General features: G+C 62.0%; 21 protein-coding genes and 1 pseudogene. 15 read left to right on the forward strand and 7 right to left on the reverse strand.

The genetic code is table 11. The annotated features are described in order from the left end of the window. The first annotated feature begins 13 nt into the window (after positions 1 to 13). The 11 genes from J3R84_RS22395 to J3R84_RS22445 all read left to right on the forward strand — a co-directional run bounded on the left by J3R84_RS22395 (position 14) and on the right by J3R84_RS22445 (position 15,509). Positions 14 to 760, forward strand: coding sequence for a transporter substrate-binding domain-containing protein (locus tag J3R84_RS22395; protein WP_025429204.1), 747 nt, complete (start codon positions 14 to 16; stop codon positions 758 to 760). A gap of 80 nt (positions 761 to 840) precedes the next feature. Continuing rightward, complete coding sequence (locus J3R84_RS22400) at positions 841 to 2,496, forward strand: amino acid ABC transporter permease (protein WP_113568443.1); 1,656 nt, start codon at positions 841 to 843, stop codon at positions 2,494 to 2,496. A gap of 19 nt (positions 2,497 to 2,515) precedes the next feature. After that, a complete protein-coding gene (locus J3R84_RS22405) occupies positions 2,516 to 3,178 on the forward strand; it encodes an SDR family oxidoreductase (RefSeq protein ID WP_025429202.1) in 663 nt (220 codons plus the stop codon). A gap of 17 nt (positions 3,179 to 3,195) precedes the next feature. Next, positions 3,196 to 6,228: an aminotransferase class III-fold pyridoxal phosphate-dependent enzyme gene (locus tag J3R84_RS22410; protein ID WP_113568441.1), complete on the forward strand. Its 3,033-nt coding sequence runs from the start codon at positions 3,196 to 3,198 to the stop codon at positions 6,226 to 6,228. A gap of 202 nt (positions 6,229 to 6,430) precedes the next feature. Continuing rightward, positions 6,431 to 7,579, forward strand: coding sequence for an ABC transporter ATP-binding protein (locus J3R84_RS22415; protein ID WP_025429200.1), 1,149 nt, complete (start codon positions 6,431 to 6,433; stop codon positions 7,577 to 7,579). 20 nt (positions 7,580 to 7,599) lie between these two features. Continuing rightward, positions 7,600 to 8,832, forward strand: coding sequence for an ABC transporter substrate-binding protein (locus J3R84_RS22420; protein WP_113568439.1), 1,233 nt, complete (start codon positions 7,600 to 7,602; stop codon positions 8,830 to 8,832). 18 nt (positions 8,833 to 8,850) lie between these two features. Next, positions 8,851 to 9,807: a carbohydrate ABC transporter permease gene (locus J3R84_RS22425; protein ID WP_113568437.1), complete on the forward strand. Its 957-nt coding sequence runs from the start codon at positions 8,851 to 8,853 to the stop codon at positions 9,805 to 9,807. Next, positions 9,800 to 10,612, forward strand: a complete 813-nt coding sequence (locus J3R84_RS22430; protein ID WP_113568435.1) for a carbohydrate ABC transporter permease — start codon at positions 9,800 to 9,802, stop codon at positions 10,610 to 10,612. Before J3R84_RS22425 ends, J3R84_RS22430 begins: the two co-directional genes overlap by 8 nt. Positions 10,613 to 10,615: 3 nt before the next feature. Beyond that, a complete protein-coding gene (locus tag J3R84_RS22435) occupies positions 10,616 to 12,319 on the forward strand; it encodes an amylo-alpha-1,6-glucosidase (RefSeq protein WP_113568433.1) in 1,704 nt (567 codons plus the stop codon). Between the two features lie 14 nt (positions 12,320 to 12,333). Next, positions 12,334 to 13,368, forward strand: coding sequence for a LacI family DNA-binding transcriptional regulator (locus tag J3R84_RS22440; protein WP_057222873.1), 1,035 nt, complete (start codon positions 12,334 to 12,336; stop codon positions 13,366 to 13,368). Between the two features lie 128 nt (positions 13,369 to 13,496). Next, positions 13,497 to 15,509 (forward strand): beta-galactosidase, encoded by a 2,013-nt coding sequence (locus J3R84_RS22445; protein ID WP_203527844.1) that lies wholly within the window; start codon positions 13,497 to 13,499, stop codon positions 15,507 to 15,509. 45 nt (positions 15,510 to 15,554) lie between these two features. Here the strand turns inward: J3R84_RS22445 and J3R84_RS22450 are convergent, their stop codons facing one another. Both J3R84_RS22450 and J3R84_RS22455 read right to left on the reverse strand, forming a co-directional pair. Then, the gene (locus J3R84_RS22450) at positions 15,555 to 16,049 is read right to left on the reverse strand and encodes an SRPBCC family protein (protein ID WP_025429193.1); all 495 of its coding nucleotides are present in this window, start codon (positions 16,047 to 16,049) and stop codon (positions 15,555 to 15,557) included. Between the two features lies 1 nt (position 16,050). After that, the gene (locus tag J3R84_RS22455) at positions 16,051 to 16,434 is read right to left on the reverse strand and encodes an ArsR/SmtB family transcription factor (RefSeq protein ID WP_113568431.1); all 384 of its coding nucleotides are present in this window, start codon (positions 16,432 to 16,434) and stop codon (positions 16,051 to 16,053) included. Positions 16,435 to 16,688: 254 nt separating this feature from the next. Between J3R84_RS22455 and J3R84_RS22460 the strand changes: the two genes are divergently transcribed. Beyond that, the gene (locus tag J3R84_RS22460) at positions 16,689 to 17,186 is read left to right on the forward strand and encodes a DUF2165 family protein (RefSeq protein ID WP_025429191.1); all 498 of its coding nucleotides are present in this window, start codon (positions 16,689 to 16,691) and stop codon (positions 17,184 to 17,186) included. 90 nt (positions 17,187 to 17,276) lie between these two features. On the opposite strand, the gene pcaF is transcribed toward J3R84_RS22460, so the two are convergent. Genes pcaF through J3R84_RS22475 form a run of 3 tightly spaced genes read right to left on the reverse strand, consistent with a single transcriptional unit; the run spans position 17,277 to position 20,136 of the window. Further along, positions 17,277 to 18,482, reverse strand: a complete 1,206-nt coding sequence (pcaF, locus tag J3R84_RS22465; protein WP_113568429.1) for a 3-oxoadipyl-CoA thiolase — start codon at positions 18,480 to 18,482, stop codon at positions 17,277 to 17,279. Further along, positions 18,483 to 19,265 carry a CoA-transferase subunit beta gene (locus J3R84_RS22470; protein WP_057222876.1) on the reverse strand — a complete coding sequence of 261 codons (783 nt, stop codon included), beginning with the start codon at positions 19,263 to 19,265 and terminating at the stop codon, positions 18,483 to 18,485. Between the two features lie 10 nt (positions 19,266 to 19,275). After that, a complete protein-coding gene (locus tag J3R84_RS22475; protein WP_113568427.1) occupies positions 19,276 to 20,136 on the reverse strand; it encodes a CoA transferase subunit A in 861 nt (286 codons plus the stop codon). Positions 20,137 to 20,376: 240 nt separating this feature from the next. Between J3R84_RS22475 and J3R84_RS22480 the strand changes: the two genes are divergently transcribed. Both J3R84_RS22480 and J3R84_RS22485 read left to right on the forward strand, forming a co-directional pair. After that, the gene (locus tag J3R84_RS22480; protein WP_025429187.1) at positions 20,377 to 21,132 is read left to right on the forward strand and encodes an IclR family transcriptional regulator; all 756 of its coding nucleotides are present in this window, start codon (positions 20,377 to 20,379) and stop codon (positions 21,130 to 21,132) included. Positions 21,133 to 21,207: 75 nt separating this feature from the next. Then, on the forward strand, positions 21,208 to 21,870 hold the full coding sequence (locus J3R84_RS22485) for a sulfite oxidase-like oxidoreductase (RefSeq protein ID WP_203527847.1): 663 nt from the start codon (positions 21,208 to 21,210) through the stop codon (positions 21,868 to 21,870). 84 nt (positions 21,871 to 21,954) lie between these two features. Here the strand turns inward: J3R84_RS22485 and J3R84_RS22490 are convergent, their stop codons facing one another. Both J3R84_RS22490 and J3R84_RS22495 read right to left on the reverse strand, forming a co-directional pair. Next, positions 21,955 to 22,158 carry a hypothetical protein gene (locus J3R84_RS22490; protein WP_025429185.1) on the reverse strand — a complete coding sequence of 68 codons (204 nt, stop codon included), beginning with the start codon at positions 22,156 to 22,158 and terminating at the stop codon, positions 21,955 to 21,957. Between the two features lie 428 nt (positions 22,159 to 22,586). Next, positions 22,587 to 23,048, reverse strand: a complete 462-nt coding sequence (locus tag J3R84_RS22495) for an acyl-CoA thioesterase (protein WP_162771169.1) — start codon at positions 23,046 to 23,048, stop codon at positions 22,587 to 22,589. Between the two features lie 159 nt (positions 23,049 to 23,207). Here J3R84_RS22495 and J3R84_RS38795 point away from each other — a divergent pair. Beyond that, positions 23,208 to 23,327, forward strand: a pseudogene (locus J3R84_RS38795) (type II toxin-antitoxin system RelB/DinJ family antitoxin); the annotation flags it as partial. Between the last annotated feature and the right edge of the window lie 81 nt (positions 23,328 to 23,408).

Consider the following 23,408-nt stretch of genomic DNA (forward strand, 5'->3'; position numbering starts at 1 on the left):
AAGGAGGAGAACCATGAAAAAACTGATTATTGCCCTGACATTTGCGGCTCTTTCCGCAAGTGTGTCCCACGCTGCCGATCTCGGCGGAAAATTGCTCAAGGTTGGATCCGACACCACCTCGCCGCCGATGGAAAGCGTCGATCCGGCCAGCGGCCAGATCGTTGGCTTCGACGTCGATGTGGTCAATGCGGTCTGTGCCAAGATCAACTGCCAGGCCGAGTTCATCACCACCGGTTGGGACGGCATCTTTGCCGCACTCGATCAGGGCAATTTCGATCTCGTCGCCTCCGGCGTCTCGATCACCGATGAACGCAAGAAGGCGATGGACTTCTCCGACCCCTATATCGTCAACAGCCAGGCGGTGCTGATGCGCGTTGAAGACCAGGACATCACGCTCGATCGCTTCAAGGAGGCCGGCAGAAAGCTCTCCGCCCAGGCCAATACCACCGACGCTCAGGTTGCCGAAGGTGTGGTCGGTAAGGAGAACGTTGCCGCCTATGACACCTTCAGCGCCGCCATCATCGCGCTCAAGAACAAGGACGTCGACGGCGTCGTCATCAATGGCGCGAATGCGGCGGCTTACGAGCGCGAATTTGCCGGCGAACTGGTGGTGGCGATCAAGGATCTGGAATCCGATCCGCTCGGCCTCGTCTTCCGCAAGGGCGACGAGAATGTCGCGGCCTTCAACGAGGGCCTGAAGATGATCAAGGACGATGGCACGCTCGACCAGCTGGTTAACAAATACTGGGGCCTGAAATAAGCCTTCCGCAATTTCCCCGGAGCGCCGAGGCGGCCGCTCCGGGGGCTAGCCTTTTCAACAGCAATACCCCGGAGGAATGAATGTCGTTCCTGAGAAGCGTGCGTCCGAGCAATCTCATCATCCTGACCGCGCTGCCCTTCATCATCTATCTTTTCGTATCCTCCGGAGACTACCAGCGGTCGCTTCGCGCCATTCTCGGCGTCGAGAACGGCTCGTCTGCCTTCGTGCCCGGCTTTCTCGCGCTGGCGATCGCTTTTTCGGCGGGCCTTTGCGTGCTCCTGTTCTCGCGGGCCAAGGCGAGCCGTCCGAAGTGGGCGGTGGCCGCGGCCATACTGAACCTCGGCGCCGCCGTCGTCCTGCCGCTCGGGCATAACATTCACCCCTTCATCGCCTCGGTCGTGGCAAACGGCGTCGATGCGTTCAAATCGGACCTGATCGTCAAGGGCGTGACGCCGCGCCAATTGACAGAGGCCGCCGATCTCTGGCTTCGTGGTGTCGAGTCCTGGCTGTTCCCGGGATATCTGGTGTCGAGCACCCTCGGTCTCGGGCTGTTTTTTGCAGGCGCACGTGGCGGCGAGCCTCTGGACAGTCCGTTCAGACGTGTCGGGCGCTGGATCCTCGGCGTCGTCAACGGCGCCGGGCTGGTTTTCGTTCTCTTCTTCGCGCACATCGCCTTTGCGGCGGGGGTGGCGACCACCATTCGCGCCGCGATTGCCGCCTACATCCTGGCGGCAGTGCTTGGTCTCGTCTGGGTCGGCCTCCTGCAATTGCGCTCGACGGTGCGCACCAGCCTCTATTTTGCGGTCGCGACCCTGGTTCTGGCGCTCGTCGCCGCCTGGTTCCTGCTGCAGCCGCGTGACACCTACGTGCTTGCCGGTTCGCTCGAGGGCAAGGTCGGCATCGTCACCAACACGCCGGCGGGTCTGATCGGTGCGGTGCGGTTCGGCCAGTATGACGGCGCGCCGCAGACGGAAACGCCGGTTCGCACCTTTGTCGGCCCGACCGAAGCACTCGCTTCCATGGCCAAGAACGAAGGGGTCAGCGCCGCCCTGCTGCCGGCCGCCTCGGCGCCTGCCGATCTGCCGGTGCTCTGGAAGACCCAAGCGCTCAACGACCGCGATCGCGCAACCGGCATTACGGTTGCGGTGCTGGCGATTATCCTCGGGCTTCTGACCTTCGGCGGCTACCTGCACCAGCGCCACCCGCTGGCGGTCGGCTCCGAATTCATCGTCGATACCATTCGCGGCATTCCGATGCTGGTCATCGTGCTCTATGTCGGGTTGCCGCTCAGCGGCGCGTTGAAGGACGCGACGCAAGGCGTGCTCGACCCACCCAATCTGGTGCGCGGCATCGTCGCCATGGCGCTTGCCTATTCGGCCTACCTCGCGGAAATCTTCCGTTCCGGCATCAACGCCATACCGGTCGGCCAGGTCGAGGCGGCGCGCAGCATCGGCCTCAATCGCTGGCAGACAGCGCGCCTCGTCATCCTGCCGCAGGCCTTCAGGATCATCATTCCGCCGCTCGGCAACGAACTGATCGCGATCCTCAAAGACACCTCGCTGCTGTCGATCCTGTCGATCCGCGACATCACCCAGCGCATGCGCGAGTTCCAGTCGGCAAGCTTCCTGCCTTTCGCGCCCTATAACTCCGCCGCGATCTTCTACATCTTCCTGACGCTTGCTGCAGCCAGCCTCGTGAACATGGTCGAGAGAAAATATGACATCAAGCATCGATAAAACGGAGGTACGACGCACCGTGCTGATCACCGGTGCCTCGCGAGGTCTCGGGCGCGAGCTCGCGGCACTCTATGCGGCCGACGGCTGGCGGGTCATTGCCTGCGTCCGAGGGGAAGCGTCTTTCGAAGGTGCCATTGAAGCGCAATCGCTTGATGTCTCCGACCCCGCTTCGATCATGGCCCTTGGCAGAGCGCTCGAAGGTGTGGCCATCGACGTTCTGATCAACAATGCCGGCATCCGCGGCGACACGGGTGGGCTTGCGACGCTGGACAGCGATGATTTCCTCGAGGTGATGCGCGTCAACGCGCTCGCACCTTTGCTCCTGGCACGTGCGCTGCATGCGAACCTTCTGGCCGGTGAACGCTGTGTTATCGCCAACATCAGCAGTCGTGCCGGCTCGCTTGCCGAAGGCACGCTGGACGATGATGACGGCGACTATGCCTATCGCTGCTCGAAGGCGGCGTTGAACATGGCGACGGTGAAGCTGGCACAGGATTTTCGCAAGGACGGCATCACCGTCCTGTCGCTGCATCCCGGCTGGGTCAGGACCGACATGGGTGGCGGCGAGGCAAATGTTCCGGTGGCAACAAGTGCCGCTGGGCTGAAAGCGATTATCGACGAAGCGGACATGGCCGACAGCGGCAGCTTCTGCAGCTACGACGGACGACGGATTTCATGGTGACGGGACAAGCAGCAGGCATGGCACAGGAAGACTTGAAGGCTGAGCAGGAACTGGCGGCAATCCGGGCGCTGCTCATCGAGACCTATGGCATCGAAGGGGATATCTCGCCGCTGCCGGGCGAGCACGACCTCAACTATCGCGTTCGCGCGCAAGACGGCGAGCAATATCTCCTGAAGCTGCACGCGCCAGGCGATGCCGATGAACTCGACATGCAAGTCGCGGTGCTCGACCACCTCGCAAAAACGGCAGTCGATCTGCCGGTCTCGCGGCCAGTGCCCGGTCGCGCCGGCGCGTCAACCGTGAAAGCGATGGTGCGCGGCGAGCGCACCGCGCGGCTCCTGACCTGGCTACCCGGCGATATCTGGGTGAAATCCGCGTCCCGCGGTCTGACGAGCGCGGAAACGCTCGGGCACCTGCTCGGCCAGCTCGACCAAAGCCTCAAGGGCTTTGCCCATGCCGGCACGAAACGCGTCTATGCCTGGGATATCGGCCGTGCCGATATGCATCTGAACCACGTGGGTCTGATCGACGGCGACGACAAGCCGGAAGCGGTTCGCGCCATCCTCGAACGGTTCGCGTCGTCCGTCCGGCCAAGCCTCGAAAGCTGCCTGCGACAGGTCATCCATAACGACGCCAACGACTACAATGTGCTTTTGGACCACGAGGGACGCGTCAGCGGATTGCTGGATTTCGGCGATATGGTCGAAACGTGGCGCGTCGTCGAGATCGCTGTCGCTGCCGCCTATGCGCTGATCGGCACGGCGGATGCGGTCGGCACCATCGCAGCGCTCGCGGGCGCCTATCACCGAGCGAACCCGATCAGCGAGGCCGAGACGGCTTTGATCTTCGATCTCGTTCGCACACGCTATGCCGTCAGCATGTGCATGGCGGCCAAGCAGATCCGCGACAACCCTGAAAACACCTACCTGCTTGTCAGCCAGGAAGACGTCTGGCGTGAGCTTCAACGGCTCGAACGCGAGAACCGCGCGATTGCGATCGCCCGCATCCGCGACGCCTGCGGCTTTGCGCCGATCGCGCATGCGGCGTCCGTCGTGCGCTGGCTGGAGCAGAACGCCCATGACTTTTCCGCCATCGTCAAGCCGTCCGTCGCCAAGCCCAAGGTCGCCGTCTTCGATTTCTCCGCCTCCAGTCCCGAAGCGGCACAGTGGGCGGCACTGGATGCCACGGCGGCAGAGGCGCTGATCGCCGCGCGTATTCGCGAGCAGAATGCCGACTATGGCATCGGCCTTTACGGCGAGGATCGCGCGATCTATCAGGGCGACGCCTACGAAACGGCAACCGCCGGTGAGCGCCGTTCAGTCCATCTTGGCGTCGATATCTTCGCGCCGGCATTGGAACCGGTGCATGCACCGTTCGCTGGCAAGGTCGCTTTCCTTCATGACGATGCCGTCGCCTTCGGCTTCGGCCCGACCGTCCTGCTGGAACATGTCACCGATGCCGGGGATATCTTCTGGACGCTTTACGGCCATCTGTCGCGCGAGACGATGGCGAAGTTGACGGTCGGCCAACCGATCGCCACGGGCGAAAGCTTTGCGAGCCTTGGTGCCACCCAAGAAAACGGCAACTGGGCGCCGCATCTGCATTTCCAGCTGGTGACCGACCATCTGGGGCTGGAGGGCCGCATGTTCGGCGTCGGCGTGCGTGATCAATGGCAGGTCTGGCGCGAGGTCAGCCCCGATCCGAGCGTTGTGCTTGGGCTGCCTGTGCCGGCTTCGGTGATCGTCGCCCGCGACAAGGATTTTCTGGTGCGTGAACGTCACCGGCGCATCGGGCGTTCGCTCAGTATCGCCTATAGCACAGCGCCGCTGAAGATCGTCGGCGGCGAGGGCGCTCATCTGATCGACGAGGACGGCACGCGCTGGCTCGATATGGTAAACAATGTCTGCCACGTCGGCCATTGCCATCCGCGCGTCGTCAAGGCGGCGCAGATGCAGATGGAGAAGCTCAACACCAATTCGCGCTATCTGCACGATTCGCTGGTCGAATATTCGCGGCGGCTGGCCGCGCAGTTCCCCGACCCACTCAACGTCTGCTTCTTCGTCAATTCAGGCAGCGAGGCCAACGACCTGGCGCTCAGGCTGGCGCGTGCCTACACCGGAAACCGCGACGTCATCACCGTCGATCATGCCTATCACGGCCATCTGTCGAGCATGATCGACGTCAGCCCCTACAAGTTTGCCGGCAAGGGCGGAGAGGGCCGCCCCGCCCATGTCCAGGTCGCGGAAATGCCCGATCTCTATCGCGGCCGCTATCGCTATGGTGACGTCGATGCAGGCCGCAAATATGCCGAGGATGTGCGCAACCAGGTGCTGGCGCTTGCCGCAAACGGCCGCCGCCCGGCGCTGTTCTTCAGCGAGGGTATTCTCGGAACGGGCGGGCAGCTGACATTGCCGGAAGGCTATCTGCATGAGGCCTATGCCCATGTGCGTGCCGCCGGCGGCCTGTGCCTGGCCGACGAAGTGCAGGTCGGCTTCGGCCGCGTTGGCAGCCATATGTGGGCGCACCAGACGCAAGGTGTGATCCCGGATATCGCCACGATGGGCAAGCCGATCGGCAACGGACACCCGATGGCCGCCGTCGTCACCACCGAGGCGATCGCCGCCTCCTTTGCCAACGGCATGGAGTACTTCAACACCTTCGGCGGCAATCCGGTTTCGGCCGAGATCGGCCTTGCGGTGCTGGACGTCATTCGCGACGAACGGTTGATGCACCACTGCCGTGTTGTCGGCGACCGGTTGATGGACGGCGCCCGTGCGCTGGCCAAGCGCCATGCCATCATCGGTGACGTGCGCGGCTACGGTCTCTTCAACGGCATCGAATTGGTGCGCAGCCGCGAGACCCAGGAACCGGCCGCAAGCGAGCTCGACTTCGTCATCGCTGAAATGAAGCGCAAGCATCGGATATTGCTCAGCAGCGAGGGGCCGCACCACAACGTGCTGAAGGTGAAGCCGCCGGCGCCGTTCAGCGCCGAGGATTGCGACCATTTCCTCAATGCGCTCGACGAGACGCTCGGACGCCTAAACCATTGATCAAGAAACGATACGGCCGGTCATGAACCGGCCGTATCGGTTTTGTGCCCTTTATCGCCCACAGCAATTTCTCAAGCACCGATTTTTTCGCTTTACAACAAAGTTAAACGTTTTTATCGTGCATATAAACGTTTAACACGAACATGTGGTAAGGTAAGCGTTAAGCCGGCTGCCACAATGTTCGCCATCAGGGGAGGGCCCGTTGGCAGCTATCCGTATTGAAAATCTGCGCAAAGGCTTTGGTTCGCTCGAAGTCTTGAAGGGCATCAATCTCGATATCGCCGATGGCGAGTTCGTGTGCTTTCTCGGGCCGTCCGGTTGCGGTAAGAGCACGCTCCTGCGTTCGATCGCCGGTCTTGAGGAGCTCGATTCCGGTTCGATCCGCCTCGGCGATCGCGATATCACCGATCTGCGCTCGGCCAAGCGCGATATCGCCATGGTCTTCCAGAATTACGCGCTCTATCCACACATGAACGTGCGCAAGAACCTGTCCTTCGGCCTGGCGCTGAACGGCATGAAGCGCGACGAGATCGATCGCCGCGTCAACAACGCTGCCGACATCCTGCGCATCTCCGAACTGTTGCACCGCAAGCCCCGCCAACTCTCCGGCGGCCAGCGCCAGCGTGTTGCCATCGGCCGCGCGATTGTTCGCGAGCCGAAGCTGTTCCTGCTCGATGAGCCGCTGTCGAACCTTGATGCCGGCCTGCGTGTGACCATGCGCGTCGAGCTTGCAGCACTCCACGAGCGCCTTGGCGTCACGATGATCTATGTCACCCATGATCAGGTCGAGGCGATGACGCTTTCCGATCGCGTCGTCGTGCTCGACAAAGGCAAGGTCAGCCAGTTCGGCACGCCGCTCGAACTCTTCTATCAGCCGGCGAACCTCTTCGTCGCCGGCTTTATCGGCTCGCCGCGGATGAATTTCGTCACCGCGAACCTGGTCCGCCAGGACCGTTCCGAATTGACGCTTTCCGGCGGTGGCCTGGTTCGGGACCTGACGCTCGGAACGCTGTCGTCCACCGTCGTCGCCAAGGACAAGCCGGTGACGATCGGCATCCGCCCGGACAAGCTTGAGCTGGTTTCGCCTGAGGAAGCGCACCTGATCGGCGACGTCCGCCTGGTCGAGCGGCTCGGCACCGAAAGCCATGTTCACATCGGCCTTGAGAATGGCTCCGACATGACCGCCGTCGTGCGCGGCACGCATCCGGTTGCCAACCGCGAGCGCATCCATCTGCGCATCCCCGCTGAGCATTGCCATCTGTTCGATGCCGACGGCAAGGCGATCGCGCGGGCGCTCGATCCCGAGACGCAGATGCTGATCAATCAGGAAAAAAGCAAAAGGGTCGCGTGACCCGAATGAGGAGGAGAAGCATGCAGAACAGGACGAAATCGCTCATCGGCTCGCTCATGGTCTTGGCGATGGCCGGAGCCGCCACGGCCCGCGCGGAAGAAACCTTGCGCTTTGCCACCTGGGACACGGATGAGAGCCTGGCGATCCAGCAGGCGATCGCCAAGAAGTTCGAGGAAAAGCACCCGGGCGTGAAGGTGCAAGTCGAGCCCTATGCCGATGGTTACGACCAGAAGCTGATCGCCGCCTTCGGCGCCGGCAGCCCACCCGACGTCATGTATATGTGGAATTTCCCGCAGTACTACACCTCGCTGATGCCGCTCGACGATCTGATCGCGCGCGACGCAGCCGAAGTGAAGCCGGACGATTTCCCTAAGGGCCTGATGAACACCACGCGCGTCGAAGGCAAGACCTACGGCATGCCGTCGGGCTTCACGACCCAGGTCGTCTTCTACAACAAGGACATGTTCGCCAAGGCCGGCGTCGAAGAGCCGAAGGATGGCTGGACCTGGGACGATCTGCGCGCCAAGGCCGCCAAGTTCCGTGACGAGAAGAACAAGGTCTACGGCTTTGCCGTCGACGCCAAGCCCGACCCTTACGACTTCGAGCAGTTCCTCTGGTCGAACGGCACCAAGTACATCTCCGACGATGGCAAGCAGATCGACGGCTACATGAACAGCGATGCGGCGGCCCAAGTGCTCGACATGTTCGGCGATATGGCCAAGACGCAGGAAGCGATCACGCTCAACCTCGGCGACGACACCTCGGGCAGCACGCTGTTCAAGGGCGGCAAGATCGCCATGTTCCAGAGCGCAATGTGGTCGAAGGCAGGCATCGACTCCTCGGGCATCAAGTATGGCGTGGCGCCGTTGCCGAAGTTCGGCGACAAGACCGCCCATTCGGCGCTCGGCGTCTCGGCGATCTCGATCGCCAAGGACGCAGCACACGCTGACCTCGCCTGGGAGTTCGTCAAGTTCTTCTCCTCGCCGGAAGCCGTTGCCATGCGGATCAACGACCTGCCGGTCCGCACCAGCGTTGCCGAAGAAAAGGGCATGACCACCGATCCGATCTACAAGCCGTTCTTCGACATTCTCGCGACCTCGAACACCGAAACCCACGCGTTCCTGAAGAACGCCAACTGGGGCAAGGTGCAGGACAATCTCGCGCGCGCCATCGAAGCAACCATGATCGACCAGGGCAACGCCAAGCAGCATCTGGACGATGCCGTCAGCCGTTCCAAGCGGTTGATCAAGTAAGCAAAGGGAGTACGGGGGATGGATATGACCTATACCGGGGCAGAGCCCAAGGTGGCAAGGCGCAAGCGCTCAGCCATCGCGCGCTACGCAGCGCCCTATCTGTTCATCTCCCCGTGGATCCTCGGGTTCCTGTTCTTCACGCTCGGGCCGCTCGTCTTCTCCCTGACGATGAGCTTCTATGACTGGCCGGTGGTCGGTGAGCGGGCCTTTGTCGGTCTCGACAACTATAAATCGATGCTGTTCGACGATCCGCAGTTCTGGGAGAGCCTCTGGATCACGGTGAAGTTCGCGGCGATCTACGTGCCGTTCAACATCGTCATGTCGTTCCTCTTGGCGATGATGCTGCACAACATCACCTTTGCCAGCGGCTTCTTCCGCACCGCCTTCTATCTGCCGAGCGTCATTTCCGGCGTCGCGCTGGTGACGATCTGGAGCTGGATCTACAGCAAGGAATACGGCCTTTTGAACTTCATGCTGTCGCTCGTCGGCATCCACGGGCCGAACTGGCTCGGCGATCCGAATCTCGCGATCGTCGCGATTATCATCGCCAGCCTCTGGGGTCTCGGCGGCACCATGCTGATCCTTCTGACCGGCCTCAAAGCCATTCCGAAGGAGCTTTACGAGGCGGCCACCGTCTCGGGCGTTCCCGGCTGGGCACAGATGCTGTTCATCACCCTGCCGATGCTCGGGCCGATGCTGCTTTTTACCTTCATCACCTCGATCATCTCGGCCTTCCAACAGTTGACCATCGCGCTCCTCCTGACCAAGGGCGGCCCGCTCGGCTCCACCTATTTCTTTGCTATGTATATCTACGACAACGCCTTCAAATATTTCGACATGGGTTATGCCGCCGCCGGCTCCTGGGTGATGTTCATCATCGTTCTGGCGCTCAGCCTCGGCGTGATGCGCTGGTCGGCCGCCTGGGTCTACTACGAAGGCGAAGTCCGCCAGAACGATGGAGAAGGCCATGCGTAAGACGCTGCTCTATTCCGCGCTGATCCTGCTCTCGGCCCTGTTTATCGCGCCGTTCTACTGGACCTTCATGACGGCGATCAAAAGCACCGTCGATCTCTACCAGTTCCCGCCGGTCTTCTGGCCGTCGGAATGGCACTGGGAGAATTTTGCCGCCGCCTGGAACAAGCAGCCCTTCGGCACCTACCTGACCAACTCGGTCATCGTCGTCGTGTTTTCGACCATCGGGCAGCTGATCTCGAGCTCGCTGGTTGCCTATGGCTTTGCCCGCTTCCGCTTCCCTGGCCGCGACCCGCTGTTCATCGTGCTGCTCGCCACCATGATGATCCCGTGGGACGTGAAGATGATTCCGCTCTACATGGAATTCAACATGCTGGGCTGGATCAACACGCTGAAGCCGCTGATCGTGCCGGCCTATTTCGCCGACGCCTTCTTCGTCTTCCTGCTTCGCCAGTACATCATGACCGTGCCTATGGAGATCGACGAAGCGGCGCGCATGGATGGTGCGAATGCCTTCGACATCTATTGGCGCATCCATTTGCCACTGATGATGCCGGCCCTGGTGCTGGTCGGTACCTTCCACTTCATGAACGCGTGGAACGACTATCTCGGCCCGCTGATTTTCTTGAACGACCAGTCGAAATACACGCTGACGCTCGGGCTCTCGATGTTCAAGGGCCTGCATGAAGTCGACGTCACCTCGATTGCCGCGATCACGGTGATCCTCTGCCTGCCGCCGCTGGCACTGTTCTTCGTCGCCCAGCGCTACATCATGGATGGTGCGGTCGGCTCGTCGGTGAAGGGGTAAACGATGCTGTTCGATATCGATCATATCCCCTTCAGCCGAAAAGGACGGTTTCTGACGCTGTCGATGATGAAGGTGCCGGGTGGCGACGGCGCGCGTGCTCTCTATCTGCGCTTTGTTGCCGGCGGTGACGAACGGCCCTCGCTCGGTCGCCTTTGCCGCGTCGAGTTCCTCGATGCAATGGGCAAGCCGGCGCAGGCGACCTTTGAGTTGACGCCGGAGCGGCTGGTTGCCCGCATCAATGCCGGATCGCTGACTTTTGTTATCGGCGAGGGCGAGCGGCTACATGTCCGCGGCGAGAATGCCGGCGTGCGCTTTCACCTGGAAGGATCGCGCTACGATTACGTCTATCGCACGCCCACCGGCGTCGATTGCCTCGTGGCAGCCGTCGAGAACGTGAAATTCATCCCGCGGGCTGTGTCTGGCACCCTTGACGTGTCGGGCGCCTGGCAGCGCGACCACTCGGCCGACGTTTCCTTCGCATTCACGGGCACCGGCATTTTCGAGGGCAATGTCGACTTCTTCCGCACCGTGCCGCCGACAGCGCCGCTTGAGAGCTTCGCGGACGCCCTTTCCGACGTCACTGTCGAGTTCGAAAAGTGGTACGGCAAGGTGCCGAGGGGCGCGCACGGTCAGGACGCGGCGCATCGGCTGGCAAGCTATCTGCTGTGGGCAAACGGCGTGCCGGTTGGCGGGCAGCTGACACGGCCGGCGATCTACATGTCCAAGAACCACATGATCAACATCTGGAGTTGGGACAACGCCTTTTCGGCACTGGGTGTGGCGGCCGTCGATGCGGACCTCGCCTTTGACCAGCTCGCAGCGATCTTCGACCATCAGGACGGCTCCGGTCTCCTGCCCGATTACATCAATGATCGTGACGTGCTCTTCGCCTTCACCAAGCCGCCGGTCCATGGCTGGGCGGTGTCGCTTATCGCGGCTAGGCACCCGGATTTCCTGACGGCGGAGCGCAAGAGCTATCTGCGCGACGCAATCGGCCGGCAGGTCGACTACTGGCTGACCTATGCGCGCACGGACGCAACGTCGCTGCCGAGCTATTTCCATGGCAACGATAGTGGCTGGGACAATGCGACCTTCTTTGCCGAAGGTGGCCCGGTCATCTCGCCTGATCTGCCGGTATTCCTCATTCTCGCTTGCGAGACGCTTGCGACTTTGCTCGAGAGCGATCCTGCGCGTGCTGCGGAATGGAACGCCAAGGCGGATGCCTTGCAGGCGTTGCTGTTCGTGCGCCTCTGGACCGGCGCAACGTTTGGCGCCCGGCTTGCGGGCGCACCGGACCGCATCTTGCCGGGCGAAAACCTGATCCAGTTCATGCCGCTGTTGCTCGGCACGCGTCTGCCCGCGGAAATGCGCGAAAAGCTTGTTGCCCGTCTCGTCGCTGGCGGCTTCATCACCGCCTGGGGGCCGGCAACCGAAAGCCCCAAAAGTTCGTTCTATGAGGATGACGGCTACTGGCGCGGCCCGATCTGGGCACCGACGACGTTGCTCCTTTGGGATGGCCTGCGTCGGCAAGGGGAGATTGAACTGGCGCGCGAAATCGCGGAAAAGTTCTGTTCACTTGCCAGCAAAAGCGGTATGGCCGAAAACTTCGATGCGCGGTCGGGGAGGGGACTTCGCGATCGGGCATTTGCCTGGACATCCGCAGTCTATCTCCTGCTGGCGGCATCGCTCAGCGACGACAATCCATGACGAGCCGAGACGCCATGCAAAGACCAACGATCAAGACCATTGCGCAGGAAACGGGGCTGTCGATTGCCACCGTTTCGAAGGCCCTGAAGCATTCGCCTCAGGTTCGCCCGGAGACGCGCGCGATCGTGATCGAGGCGGCCGAGCGCGTCGGCTACGAACTGAACATGCACGGCGTGCAGTTGCGCACTGGCAAGACCTATCAGGTCGCGGCGATCATGACGGCGCCCGGCCCGAAGCAGAACGAGTGGGAAGGCGTGGAATACGCCCAGCTCTTGAGCGGCATTTCCTGGGCGCTGGAAGACAGCCCGTACCGGGTCTCGCTCTATGCGGTCAGGAATTTCGAGGAAAGCCAGGCCGTCATCCAGCAGATCGTGTCGCTGAAGAAGGCCGACGGCATCATCATCTCGGGCACGCGCGCCGACGATCCGCGCATCCGCACGATGCAGGCGGCCGACTTTCCCTTCGTCACCTATGGCACCAGCGTGCACAACGCGCCGCATGCCTATGTCGATGCCGACAACGAGCAGATGATCCGGGTTTCGATGGCGAGACTGGTCGACCGCGGCCATCGCCGCATCGCGCTGCTCAACCCACTGTCGGATCTGAGCTACGGCATAACCCGGTTTGAAAGCTACAGGCGCGCGCTCGAGGTTGCCGGCTTGCCGTTCGACCCGGCTCTGGTCGCACATGGGCGGTTGACGCCGGCCTTCGGGCGGGAGAACGTGCTGACGATGGCGGATCTCTCCAATCCGCCGACCGCCTATATCTGCGCCAACGAAGCCTCGGCGCTCGGCGCCTTCTCCGGTTTCCATGAGCGCGGCCTCGTGCATGGCCGCGACGCCGTCATCAATGCCACTGACGACCTGAACGTCAGTCAGTATTTCGCGCCACCGATCACCACCTATTACCTGCCGATCAGCGAGCCGAGCAGCCTGCTCGGCGCCTACATCCTTCGCCGGATGGAGGGCGAGCCGCCGGAGGCGCTGCAGACGCTTTTGATGCCGAAGCTGATCGAGCGCTGCGACGACCGTTTGACCCCAAACCGCTGAAGACGAACAACGACCCGACGACCACACGACTGCGCCTGATGATATAAACGTTTATATCCCGGAGAGCGCTCGCATCGAAGACGAAGTGCCGGGTGAAGCCGGCCGAGAGCATGACGAAGGACCCGATCTTGCATATGCCCCTGACGAGACCGAACCGTTTCAACGCCGACCAGCAGGAGACCGACATGCTCGAACTCGGCGTCTGCTACTATCCGGAGCAATGGCCGCGCGAGAAATGGGAAGAGGACGCCCGCCGCATGGTCGAACTCGGGCTTGCCTGGGTGCGCATCGGCGAATTCGCCTGGGCCAAGATCGAACCCAGATCGGGTGAATTTCATTGGGAGTGGCTTGATGACGCGATCGACGTGCTCGGCCGCGCCGGTCTCAAGGTCATCTTGGGCACGCCGACCGCCGCACCGCCGAAGTGGCTGATCGATCGTCACCCGGACATCCTGCCAGTCGACGTCAAGGGTGTCGTGCGCAAGTTCGGTGCCCGGCGCCACTATTGCTTCTCCAGTCGCAGCTACCGCATCGAGGCCGCACGCATCTCGGAGGCCATGGCCGAACGTTACGGCAAGAACGCCTTCGTCCATGCCTGGCAGACGGACAACGAATATGGCGACCATGACACGATCTACAGCTATTCCGGCGAGGCCGAGCGGGCGTTTCGGCTTTGGCTCGCCGAGCGCTACGGCACGACCGACGAACTGAACCGCGCCTGGGGCACGGCGTTCTGGGCGATGAACTATGACAGCTTCGACGAAGTCGAACTGCCGAACAACCTCGTCGAAGAGCCGAGCCCGACCCATATCGTCGACTTCATCCGCTTCTCGTCCGACCAGGTGAAGAGCTTCAACAAGGCGCAAGTCGACATCATCCGCAAGCACTCGCCGGGTCGTCCGGTGACGCACAATTTCATGTCGCAGAACACCGACTTCGACCACTACAAGGTCGGCGAAGACATCGATATCGCGTCCTGGGACGTTTACCCGATGGGTGGGCTGTTGAACGGTCGTCTTTCACCGGAGGACAAGGGACGCTACCTGCGTGTCGGCGATCCGGACCAGCCTGCCTTTAACCACGATCTCTACCGGGCCGTCGGCCGTGGACGCGTCTGGGTGATGGAACAGCAGCCCGGTCCGGTCAATTGGGCGGCGCACAACCAGTCGCCGGCCGATGGCATGGTTCGGCTCTGGACCTGGCTTGCCTATGCGCATGGCGTCGACATGGTTTCCTATTTCCGCTGGCGGCAGGTGCCGTTTGCGCAGGAGCAGTTCCATGCCGGCCTCTTGCTTCCCAACAGCGAGCCCGACCAAGGCTATCTCGAGGTGGCTCAGGTCGCAGAAGAGATGAAGCGGCTGCCGAAAGGCGAGGCACGCGGCAAGGCCAAGGTCGCGATCCTGCTCGACTACAATTCGCGCTGGGCGACCCGCGCCCTGCCGCAGGGTCGGACCTATTCGGCCTCGGCGACGGCGCTCGACTGGTATTCGACCGTCTCTCGCCTGGGCGTCGACGTCGATTTCATCGGCCAGCATTCCGATCTCGACGGCTACCAGCTGGTGCTGGCGCCAGACCTTGTCATCGCCAATCAGGCCTTTGTCGAGAAGCTGGTCGCGTCGCAAGCCAGGGTCTTGTTCGGACCGCGCAGCGGCAGCAAGACTGAGGACATGCACATTCCCGAGGGATTGCCGCCGGGACCGCTCGCAGCACTTGTCGACGTCAGTGTCGCTCGCGTTGAATCCCTGCCGGAATTTCATAGCGAGACCGTGCTTTACGGCAACGAGACCTATCCGGCCGGCATCTGGCGCGAGACCGTGCGCACCAGCGAGGCGGTGCTGGCGACCTTCGAAGGGGAATACCGCAATGGCGCGCCGGCACTCGTCGGCAACGACAAGGCGCGTTACATGGCGGCGGCCGCCCGTGGCGACCTGCTGAAAAAGGTGATCAATGACGCCCTTGGCTGGGCTTCGGTCGAAGCGCTCGCCGATCTCGGCGATTTGCGCATCACCCGTCGCGGCAAGCTCAACTTCGCCTTCAACTACGGCAAGGAAGCGGCGGACGTGCCGGCTGGCGCTGGCGCTACCTTCCATGTCGGTGCCCGCAAGCTCGGTCCCGTCGACGTCGCCATCTGGACGGAATGAGAATTGGACCGTGGGCGGATCGCTCCGCCCACGGTCATTCCATGACTATTTGGCCGGTTCGGAGGCCAGGATTCCTTCGAGGCGGTCATAGCCGATGGCAATGCCGCTCTCCATCGGCGACTTGAGGACGGCATCGCGGGTCTCCGTCGAAGAGTAGATAACAGCCGTCGTCACCGTGGTGCGCCCACCCTCCTCGACGAAGTGGGTCGTCACTTGGGTTTGGCCGCCGGTCCAGTCCTCGTCAAAGAGTTCCTCGTGCACGATCCGGTCCGGCGCTTGGATCTCGCGATAGGTTCCGCCCATGCCCATCTCGACACCTTCGGCGCTTTTCCAGACGTAACGGAAGGTCCCGCCAGGTCTCAAATCAATCTCGCAAACGGGCAGCGACCAGCCGTCCGGGCCGGTCAGCCAGCGCTTGACGAGCGCCGGTTTGGTGAAGGCGTCGAAGACCAGCCGGCGCGGCGCGTCAAAGCTGCGGACGATGCGGATTTCCCGGTCGCCATGCGCCGTGACAACAAGTTTGTTGGATGCAGCATTCATGTCATTCCTCCTTCGTGGTGAAATTGGTGGGGAGTGCGGCCGACGCCTGTGATGCAGCCTCGGCTTTCAGCTCCTCAAGCAGGGTGTCGAGGCGGGCAAAATTCGCTTGCCAAAGCTTGCGATATTCCTCCAGCCAGTCGGCTGCCTCAGTGAGCGGATCGATCTCGATGCGGCAGGGACGGCGCTGTGCATCGCGGCTGCGCGAAACCAGCCCGGCGCGCTCCAGCACCTTCAGGTGCTTCGACACGGCCGGCTGGCTCATGGCGAAGGGCTCTGCAAGTTCGAGGACGGATGCTTCGCCCAGGGCCAGACGGGCAAGGATCGCCCGCCGTGTCGGGTCAGCAAGGGCGGAAAAGGTAGCGTCGAGGCGTTCGGATGGGGGCATTTGTATAACCAAATAGTTTTATAACTATTCGGTTATGTTGCAACCCGGCGCGAGAGTCAAGACTGCCCATGGGCAGGGAGCGCGCGACGCGTTTGCCGGCACCTTTTGCGAAGTGCATATTCGTCACACTGCAAGTTGTGGAAGAGACGCCTCGCGGCCTCGATCAACTTTGCCGGTGGGCTATGGCTGGACTGATGCCGGTAAGATTCGGCCCGGATCTTGGGCGTGCCGGCAGTGGACAGGAGTACCAGACCATGAAGATCATTCGGATTGCCAAAACCGCAGCCGTTGCTGCAATCGCCTTGTTTTCAACGCTCGTCGCCTTCGGCAACATCACCGACTACGCAACGAACTTCGCCTTCGTTCAGCATGTGATGATGATGGATACGATCTTTCCCGACGCGGCGATCAAATATCGCGCCATCACCAGTCCGGTGCTTCACAACCTGTTCTATGTCGTGATCATCGCGGCGGAAACGTTGACGGCGCTGCTTTGCTGGCTCGGTGCCTACAGGCTCGCCACTAACCTCAACGGTGGCGCCCGCGAATTCAACCGGGCGAAGACGGTGGCGATCGCCGGCCTGACGCTCGGCTTCCTCGTCTGGCAGGTCGGCTTCATGTCGGTCGGCGGTGAATGGTTCGGCATGTGGATGTCGAAACAATGGAACGGCGTTCCCGACGCCTTCCGCTTCTTCATCACCATCCTGCTGGTGCTGATCTTCGTGGCGCAGCGCGACGAAGAAACCGTGTGAATGAAAAAGGGGAGCCGTCAATGAACGGCTCCCTATCTGGCTTTCAGATGCGCTTACCGAGCATGCGTTACCGCAAAACCGCGGAGTGCTTTAGACGCGCTCGAGCGCTACGGCGATGCCCTGGCCGACGCCGATGCACATGGTCGACAGTGCATAACGTCCGCCGGTTTCCGCGAGCTCAAGCGCGGCCGTCCCTGTAATGCGGGCGCCGGACATGCCGAGCGGATGGCCAAGGGCAATGGCGCCGCCATTGCGGTTGACGCGGCCGTCGTCGTCGGCAATGCCGAGATCGCGCAGCGTCGCTAGTCCCTGAGAGGCAAAGGCTTCGTTGAGCTCGATGACATCGAACTGTTCCTGCGCCAGGCGAAGACGCGCCATCAATTTCTTCGAGGCCGGGGCCGGGCCGAAACCCATGATGCGCGGTTCAACGCCGGCGGTGGCCCCGCCCAGGATACGGGCGATAGGTCTGAGGCCGTATCTCCTGACCGCCGCCTCGGAGGCAATGATCAACGCCGCCGCGCCATCATTGACGCCCGACGCATTGCCGGCGGTGACCGTGCCTCCTTCTCGTCTGAAGGGTGTGCCGAGCTTGGCAAGCGCCTCCATCGTCGTGGCGCGGGGATGTTCGTCTCTTTCGACGACAGTCGGGTCGCCCTTGCGCTGCGGGATGGTGACGGCGACGATTTCCTTCGCCAGGCGACCGTTGGCTTGCGCGGCTGCCGCCTTCGCCTGGCTGCGCAGCGCAAAGGCGTCCTGATCTTCTCGACTTACCTTGAAATCTTCGGCGACGTTTTCGCCGGTCTCCGGCATGGAATCGACGCCATATTGCTTCTTCATCAGCGGGTTGACGAACCGCCAGCCGATGGTGGTGTCATAGATCTCGGCATTGCGCGAAAATGCGCTCTCCGCTTTCGGCATCACGAAGGGAGCCCGCGACATGCTCTCGACGCCGCCGGCAATCATCAATTCGGCTTCGCCCGCTTTGATGGCACGTGCGGCAGCGATGACGGCATCCATGCCCGAACCGCAGAGGCGGTTGATCGTGGTGCCGGTCACGCTCGCCGGCAACTCGGCCAGAAGCAGCGACATGCGCGCGACGTTGCGGTTGTCTTCACCTGCCTGATTGGCGCAGCCGAAGATGACGTCATCGACCGCTTCCCAATCGAGCGAAGGGTTGCGCTCGATCAGCGCCTTCAGGGGTATCGCGCCGAGGTCGTCTGCCCTGACTGATGAGAGCGCGCCGCCGAAGCGGCCGATCGGCGTGCGGATGTAATCGCAGATATAAGCATCGGCCATTTACGCGGCCTCCTTGTTGCCCTGGTGGGCCTTCTTCGTGCGTGCGTTGATGTCGCGAAGCGTCGCCAGTTCGATCTCAGTCGGCACCGGCGTCTCGATGACCTCTCCGGCGAATTTGATCGGCCAGCCGCAATTGTCGACGATCTGGTCACGCGTGACGCCGTGATGGATCGAAACAACAGTTAGTTCCTTGGTCACCGGATCGGGCTCCAGAATGCAGAGATCGGTGATGATGCGAGTGGGTCCCTTGGTCTTCATGCCGAGCCGTTCGCGATGATCGCCACCTTCGCCATGACCCATCGAGGTGATGAAGGGCAGCTTTTCGACGAATCCACGCTTGGAGAGCGCCATGGTGATGAAGATGCGGCCGCAATTCGACGCGATCTCCGGAGCGCCGCCGCCGCCCGGCAGCCGGACCTTCGGATGGTCATAGGGACCGACGACCGTGGTGTTAAGGTTGGCGAACTTGTCGATCTGCGCGCCGCCGAGAAACCCGGTGGTAATGCGGCCGCCCTGCAGCCAGTAGCGAAACATCTCCGGCACCGAGACGGTGAAGAGGGCGGTATCGCAAAGCTCGCCGTCGCCGATCGACAAGGGGAGAACATCCGGCTTGGTGCCGACGGTTCCGCTTTCGTAGATGAGCGTAATGTCGGGGGCGTGGGTCAACCGCGCCACGTTGCAGGCGGCCGATGGCGCACCGATGCCGACGAAGCAGACGTCGTCGTTGGAAAGCTCTCGTGAGGCTGCGATGGTCATCATCTCGTTGGGGGTGAAATCCGTCATCGTCGCCTCCTCAAGCGGCCTTCGCCGGCTTCCTGCCGGCGTGTCGTGCAAAATCTTCAGGCCCTGCGTCGAGCACGTTCTCCTTGATCCATGCGGTAAAACTCTCGCGGTCGCGGGCGATCTCGTCCCAGCCGATGTAGAAGGCGTTCGAGCGCGGATAGTAGCCGTGGGCGTAGGAGGGGAAGGCGCCGCCCGGCACCTGGCTGACCGCCGTTACTGCCCAGGTGGGCAATACGACCGAGTTGGGCGACGGTGGCGCAAGCTCGTCGACGATTTCCTCGACCGTGATGATCGAGCGCTTGGCTGCAAGCACCGCCTCTTTCTGCACGCCGACGATGCCTTCGATGAGCACGTTGCCCTTCCTATCGGCGCGTTGGGCGTGGATGATCGTCACGTCCGGCCGGATCGCCGGAACGGCGGCCAGGACTTCGGACGTGAAGGGGCAGGTGATCTGCTTGATACTCGCGTTCACCTTCGGAAGGTCGGCGCCGATGTAGCCACGCAGCATCGCAAACGGCAGGTTCGCCGCACCCGCCTCATAAGCGTTGGCCATGGCCGCATGGGAATGTTCTTCGATTTCGAGCGGCCGCGGCCACTGGTTTTCGACTGCATCGCGGAAGCGGTGAAGCGAGCCGACGCCGGGATTGCCGCCCCAGGAGAATTTCATGCCGCGGGCGGCACCCACGCCGATCAGCTGATCATAGAGGATATCCGGCGTCATGCGCACGAGAAACAGGTCCTTGCGACCCTGGCGGATCACTTCATGTCCGGCAGCATAGGGGATCAGATGGGTGAAACCCTCCATGGCAACGGTGTCGCCATCCCTGACATTGTCGCCGATGGCCTCGGCGAGCGAAACGATCTTCGCCATGTTTCCTCTCTTCTGATTTGAGCGTTGCCGCCAATCGGCGGGCGCATGATTGTCTGCAGGCGGTGGGAAGAGCTGACGCGTCGTCTTTCGCGGTCCATGGAGTGCGGGCCGACAAGCTCCCCTTGCCTGTATTGGCCCGAAATAGGCTCTCAAAAACAGTGAGCGTCAAACATTTTGTGCGATATTTGACATTTGTTCGTATATCGCACAGATTAATTGCCGGTAGAACGAGGATGAGCCATGAGAGAAACCGATTTCGTCAGCGGTTTTGCCCGCGGGCTGACCGTCATCGAGGCTTTTGGTGAGACACAGCAGAAGCTGACGATCACCGAGGCGGCGAAGATTACCGGTCTGGACCGGGCGACCGTGCGCCGCTCGCTGCTGACGCTCTCGGAGCTCGGCTACGCCGACTATGACGGGAAGTTCTTTTCTCTGACGCCGAAAATCCTGCGGCTCGGCCACGCCTACCTCTCGGCAACACCTCTGCCGACGATCGTCCAGCCCTATCTCGACCAGCTCTCGGAGCGGGCAGGTCAAAGCGCTTCGGCTTCGGTTCTCGACGGCACTGAGATTGTCTATATCGCGCGCGCCTCGCAAAGGCGGGTGATGTCGATCAGCCTCATGCCGGGCTCCAGGCTTCCTGCCTACTGCGCATCAATGGGGCGCGTGTGGCTCGCCGCCTTGCCGGAACAGCAGGCGAGGGACGTGCTCGCCCGCTCGGATCTCAAGGCAAACACACCTCATACGAGAACCGACACGGAAGAACTGATGGCCGAAATCGGCCGCGTGCGTCACCAAGGCTATGCGATCATCGACCAGGAGCTGGAAATCGGTCTTTGCTCCATCGCCGTTCCGCTTCAAAACGATCGCAACCAGATCGTCGCGGCACTCAACATCGGCGCGCCGGCCGCCCATGTGCCGGCTGCTGAAATGGTCGAACGTTATCTGCCGCTCCTGAGGGAGACGCAGGCTGCCTTGCGGATCGTGCTGCGCTAGAGACAGCTCCCGTCTCTGATGCTTGACGGAAACCGCGACGGGTCTTCTAATCCGCGCGGACCGGAGGAGCACCCGATGACCGACGAAGAACCCCCAACGGAAACCAAGCTGACGACGACGAAGCGGCGTTGGGCGGCGGCCGGCAAGTTCCTCACCGCGCGCGCAGTCCGGCCTGAGGACGAACGATTGCCACCGGGCCAGCACCTCGTTCGGGATTGGCCGGTGCTGGATCTCGGGCAGCAGCCCGCGATCGGCGTGGAGCGCTGGCGGCTGGATGTGACCGGCCTCGTCGAACAGCGCCTGTCGCTGGACTGGACAGCGTTCAAGGCATTGCCCCAGAGCGACAGCCTCTCCGACATCCATTGCGTCACCACCTGGTCGCGCTACGACAATCGCTGGCAAGGGGTCTTGACGCACGACCTGCTCGACCTGGTCATGCCGAAGCCTGAAGCGTCTCATGTGATGCTGACGAGCTACGATGGTTATACGACCAATCTGCCGCTCGCCGATTTTGCCTCGGAACACGCGATCCTTGCGACCGATTGGGAGGGCAAGCCGATCAGCCGCACCCATGGCGGGCCGATGCGGCTTGTCGTGCCGCATCTCTATTTCTGGAAGAGCGCAAAGTGGCTGACGCGTATCGATTTTCGAGCCGGCGACGAGGCCGGTTTCTGGGAGCGCAATGGCTACCACATGCGTGGCGACCCTTGGCTTGAGCAGCGTTATTCCGCTGACTGACGGCCGGGCGTGGCTTTGGATATTGCCGGGAAAATGTATTCTGCGTTGCCCGCCGCGATCTGCCGGCGGGCAACGCAGCTGATGCTATTTCATCAGGTCCATATGCTGTTCGGCCCGCGCCTTGATCAAAGGGTCGAGGTCCGACTTGTAAGGCCCGTATTTCGTAAACATTTCGTGGGCTTCGAGCGGCGGAATGCCGGATGCGCGGATGAAATCCTCCAGATCATACCGGACCTCCCCGTTGGCGACGCCTTCTGTAAACTGAAGTCCCGTCTCGGATGTGGACATTTGAATCTCCGTTATCCCGAGCCCGCAACGACGGTGTTGGTTCCCGTGGCAGCAGGCGTTGATTGGTGGCTTCGGTTGTTCACGAAATGGCGCCAGATGCAGAACGCGGCGCGATGGTTTTGAACGCGTCATTGTGGCTTTTCAGAACGCGGGGGCATGCTCACAGCACATTTACGCGGGATTCACGCCGCAGAGGCGCCGAATGTATGCATGGGCTTCAACAGGCTTAAGGGCCAACAACGCCGCCCTCCATGCGCCGGGCAGGTGGCGGACCGCTCCCCTTGGCCATTCAGCTCCGGCCGGTGAAAGATACACTATCAAGCCGCCGGGCCAAACACAGGAATGGTCCTTGCGAGGCCTTGTTGCAAAAAGTGACTTTGGCTCCGACGCAGGGCGAAACCGCCATGCGGGCAAATGGATTGCGGCGATCAGGCGTCGGTGGGCGAGCCAGCGGCTTGAAAGCGGGCCTCGAACTCCCGCCGCAGGTTTTTCCGCACCTCCGCCGCGCGCTGGCGTCGCTTTCGGATGCCGGTCACGGGATTGTAAGTCGGAACGGCGGTCGGACGCCCCTCGGCATCGACGGCCACCATGGTGAAATAGCAGGAGTTCGTGTGCCTGCGCTCGCCCGTGCGGATGTTTTCTGCTTCGACGCGGATCCCGACTTCCATCGAGGTCCGCCCGGCCTGATTGATCGAGGCACGAAAGGTCACGAGTTCGCCGACATGGATCGGCTGCCGGAAGACGACCTGGTCCACTGACAAGGTCACCGCATATTCCTGCGAATAGCGCGAGGCGCAGGAAAACGCGACGCGGTCGAGAAGATTGAGCAGGGCACCGCCATGGACCTTGCCGCTGAAGTTGGCCATGTCGGGCGTCATCAAGACGACCATTTCAAGCTCGCTGGTGTCATGCCCGGCTTCCACGGCAACTCCCTCTAAGATGATCGCAGCCCTTCCGGACCGATACGCGGGCGACGATGCCAGCATTCTAGGTGACCGTCCAGCGGGCAATGAAACGCGTTGCTACGGTCGGTGATCGCAGTTGGTAGCACTGACGCTCACGATGCCTGGTTCCGCGCCAAGGTGTTGCAGGCTCTTGAGGACGCTGAGGCTCAATTCCGCGAGCGCCGGGTTGCGGCTGCGCGTAAAGCAGAAGCGGGCGACCGATGAGGTTTGTCTGGGCGCAGCATGCGCTCGACGATCGCGATGCCATCTTCAGTTACATGGCAATCAACAATGGCGGCGGCATTG

This window comes from Ensifer canadensis (assembly GCF_017488845.2).
Lineage (GTDB): Bacteria > Pseudomonadota > Alphaproteobacteria > Rhizobiales > Rhizobiaceae > Ensifer > Ensifer canadensis.

Excerpts from the sequence above, each read along its gene's own strand:
- J3R84_RS22480 (WP_025429187.1), top strand. The coding sequence starts at position 20,377 with ATGAGAGAAACCGATTTCGTCAGCGGTTTTGCCCGCGGGCTGACCGTC.
- J3R84_RS22495 (WP_162771169.1), bottom strand. The coding sequence starts at position 23,048 with ATGGTCGTCTTGATGACGCCCGACATGGCCAACTTCAGCGGCAAGGTC.
- J3R84_RS22440 (WP_057222873.1), top strand. The coding sequence starts at position 12,334 with ATGCAAAGACCAACGATCAAGACCATTGCGCAGGAAACGGGGCTGTCG.
- J3R84_RS22420 (WP_113568439.1), top strand. The coding sequence starts at position 7,600 with ATGCAGAACAGGACGAAATCGCTCATCGGCTCGCTCATGGTCTTGGCG.
- J3R84_RS22490 (WP_025429185.1), bottom strand. The coding sequence starts at position 22,158 with ATGTCCACATCCGAGACGGGACTTCAGTTTACAGAAGGCGTCGCCAAC.
- J3R84_RS22450 (WP_025429193.1), bottom strand. The coding sequence starts at position 16,049 with ATGAATGCTGCATCCAACAAACTTGTTGTCACGGCGCATGGCGACCGG.
- J3R84_RS22425 (WP_113568437.1), top strand. The coding sequence starts at position 8,851 with ATGGATATGACCTATACCGGGGCAGAGCCCAAGGTGGCAAGGCGCAAG.
- J3R84_RS22485 (WP_203527847.1), top strand. The coding sequence starts at position 21,208 with ATGACCGACGAAGAACCCCCAACGGAAACCAAGCTGACGACGACGAAG.
- J3R84_RS22435 (WP_113568433.1), top strand. The coding sequence starts at position 10,616 with ATGCTGTTCGATATCGATCATATCCCCTTCAGCCGAAAAGGACGGTTT.
- J3R84_RS22475 (WP_113568427.1), bottom strand. The coding sequence starts at position 20,136 with ATGGCGAAGATCGTTTCGCTCGCCGAGGCCATCGGCGACAATGTCAGG.
- J3R84_RS22400 (WP_113568443.1), top strand. The coding sequence starts at position 841 with ATGTCGTTCCTGAGAAGCGTGCGTCCGAGCAATCTCATCATCCTGACC.
- J3R84_RS22395 (WP_025429204.1), top strand. The coding sequence starts at position 14 with ATGAAAAAACTGATTATTGCCCTGACATTTGCGGCTCTTTCCGCAAGT.
- J3R84_RS22455 (WP_113568431.1), bottom strand. The coding sequence starts at position 16,434 with ATGCCCCCATCCGAACGCCTCGACGCTACCTTTTCCGCCCTTGCTGAC.
- J3R84_RS22410 (WP_113568441.1), top strand. The coding sequence starts at position 3,196 with ATGGCACAGGAAGACTTGAAGGCTGAGCAGGAACTGGCGGCAATCCGG.
- J3R84_RS22470 (WP_057222876.1), bottom strand. The coding sequence starts at position 19,265 with ATGACGGATTTCACCCCCAACGAGATGATGACCATCGCAGCCTCACGA.
- J3R84_RS22460 (WP_025429191.1), top strand. The coding sequence starts at position 16,689 with ATGAAGATCATTCGGATTGCCAAAACCGCAGCCGTTGCTGCAATCGCC.
- pcaF (WP_113568429.1), bottom strand. The coding sequence starts at position 18,482 with ATGGCCGATGCTTATATCTGCGATTACATCCGCACGCCGATCGGCCGC.
- J3R84_RS22430 (WP_113568435.1), top strand. The coding sequence starts at position 9,800 with ATGCGTAAGACGCTGCTCTATTCCGCGCTGATCCTGCTCTCGGCCCTG.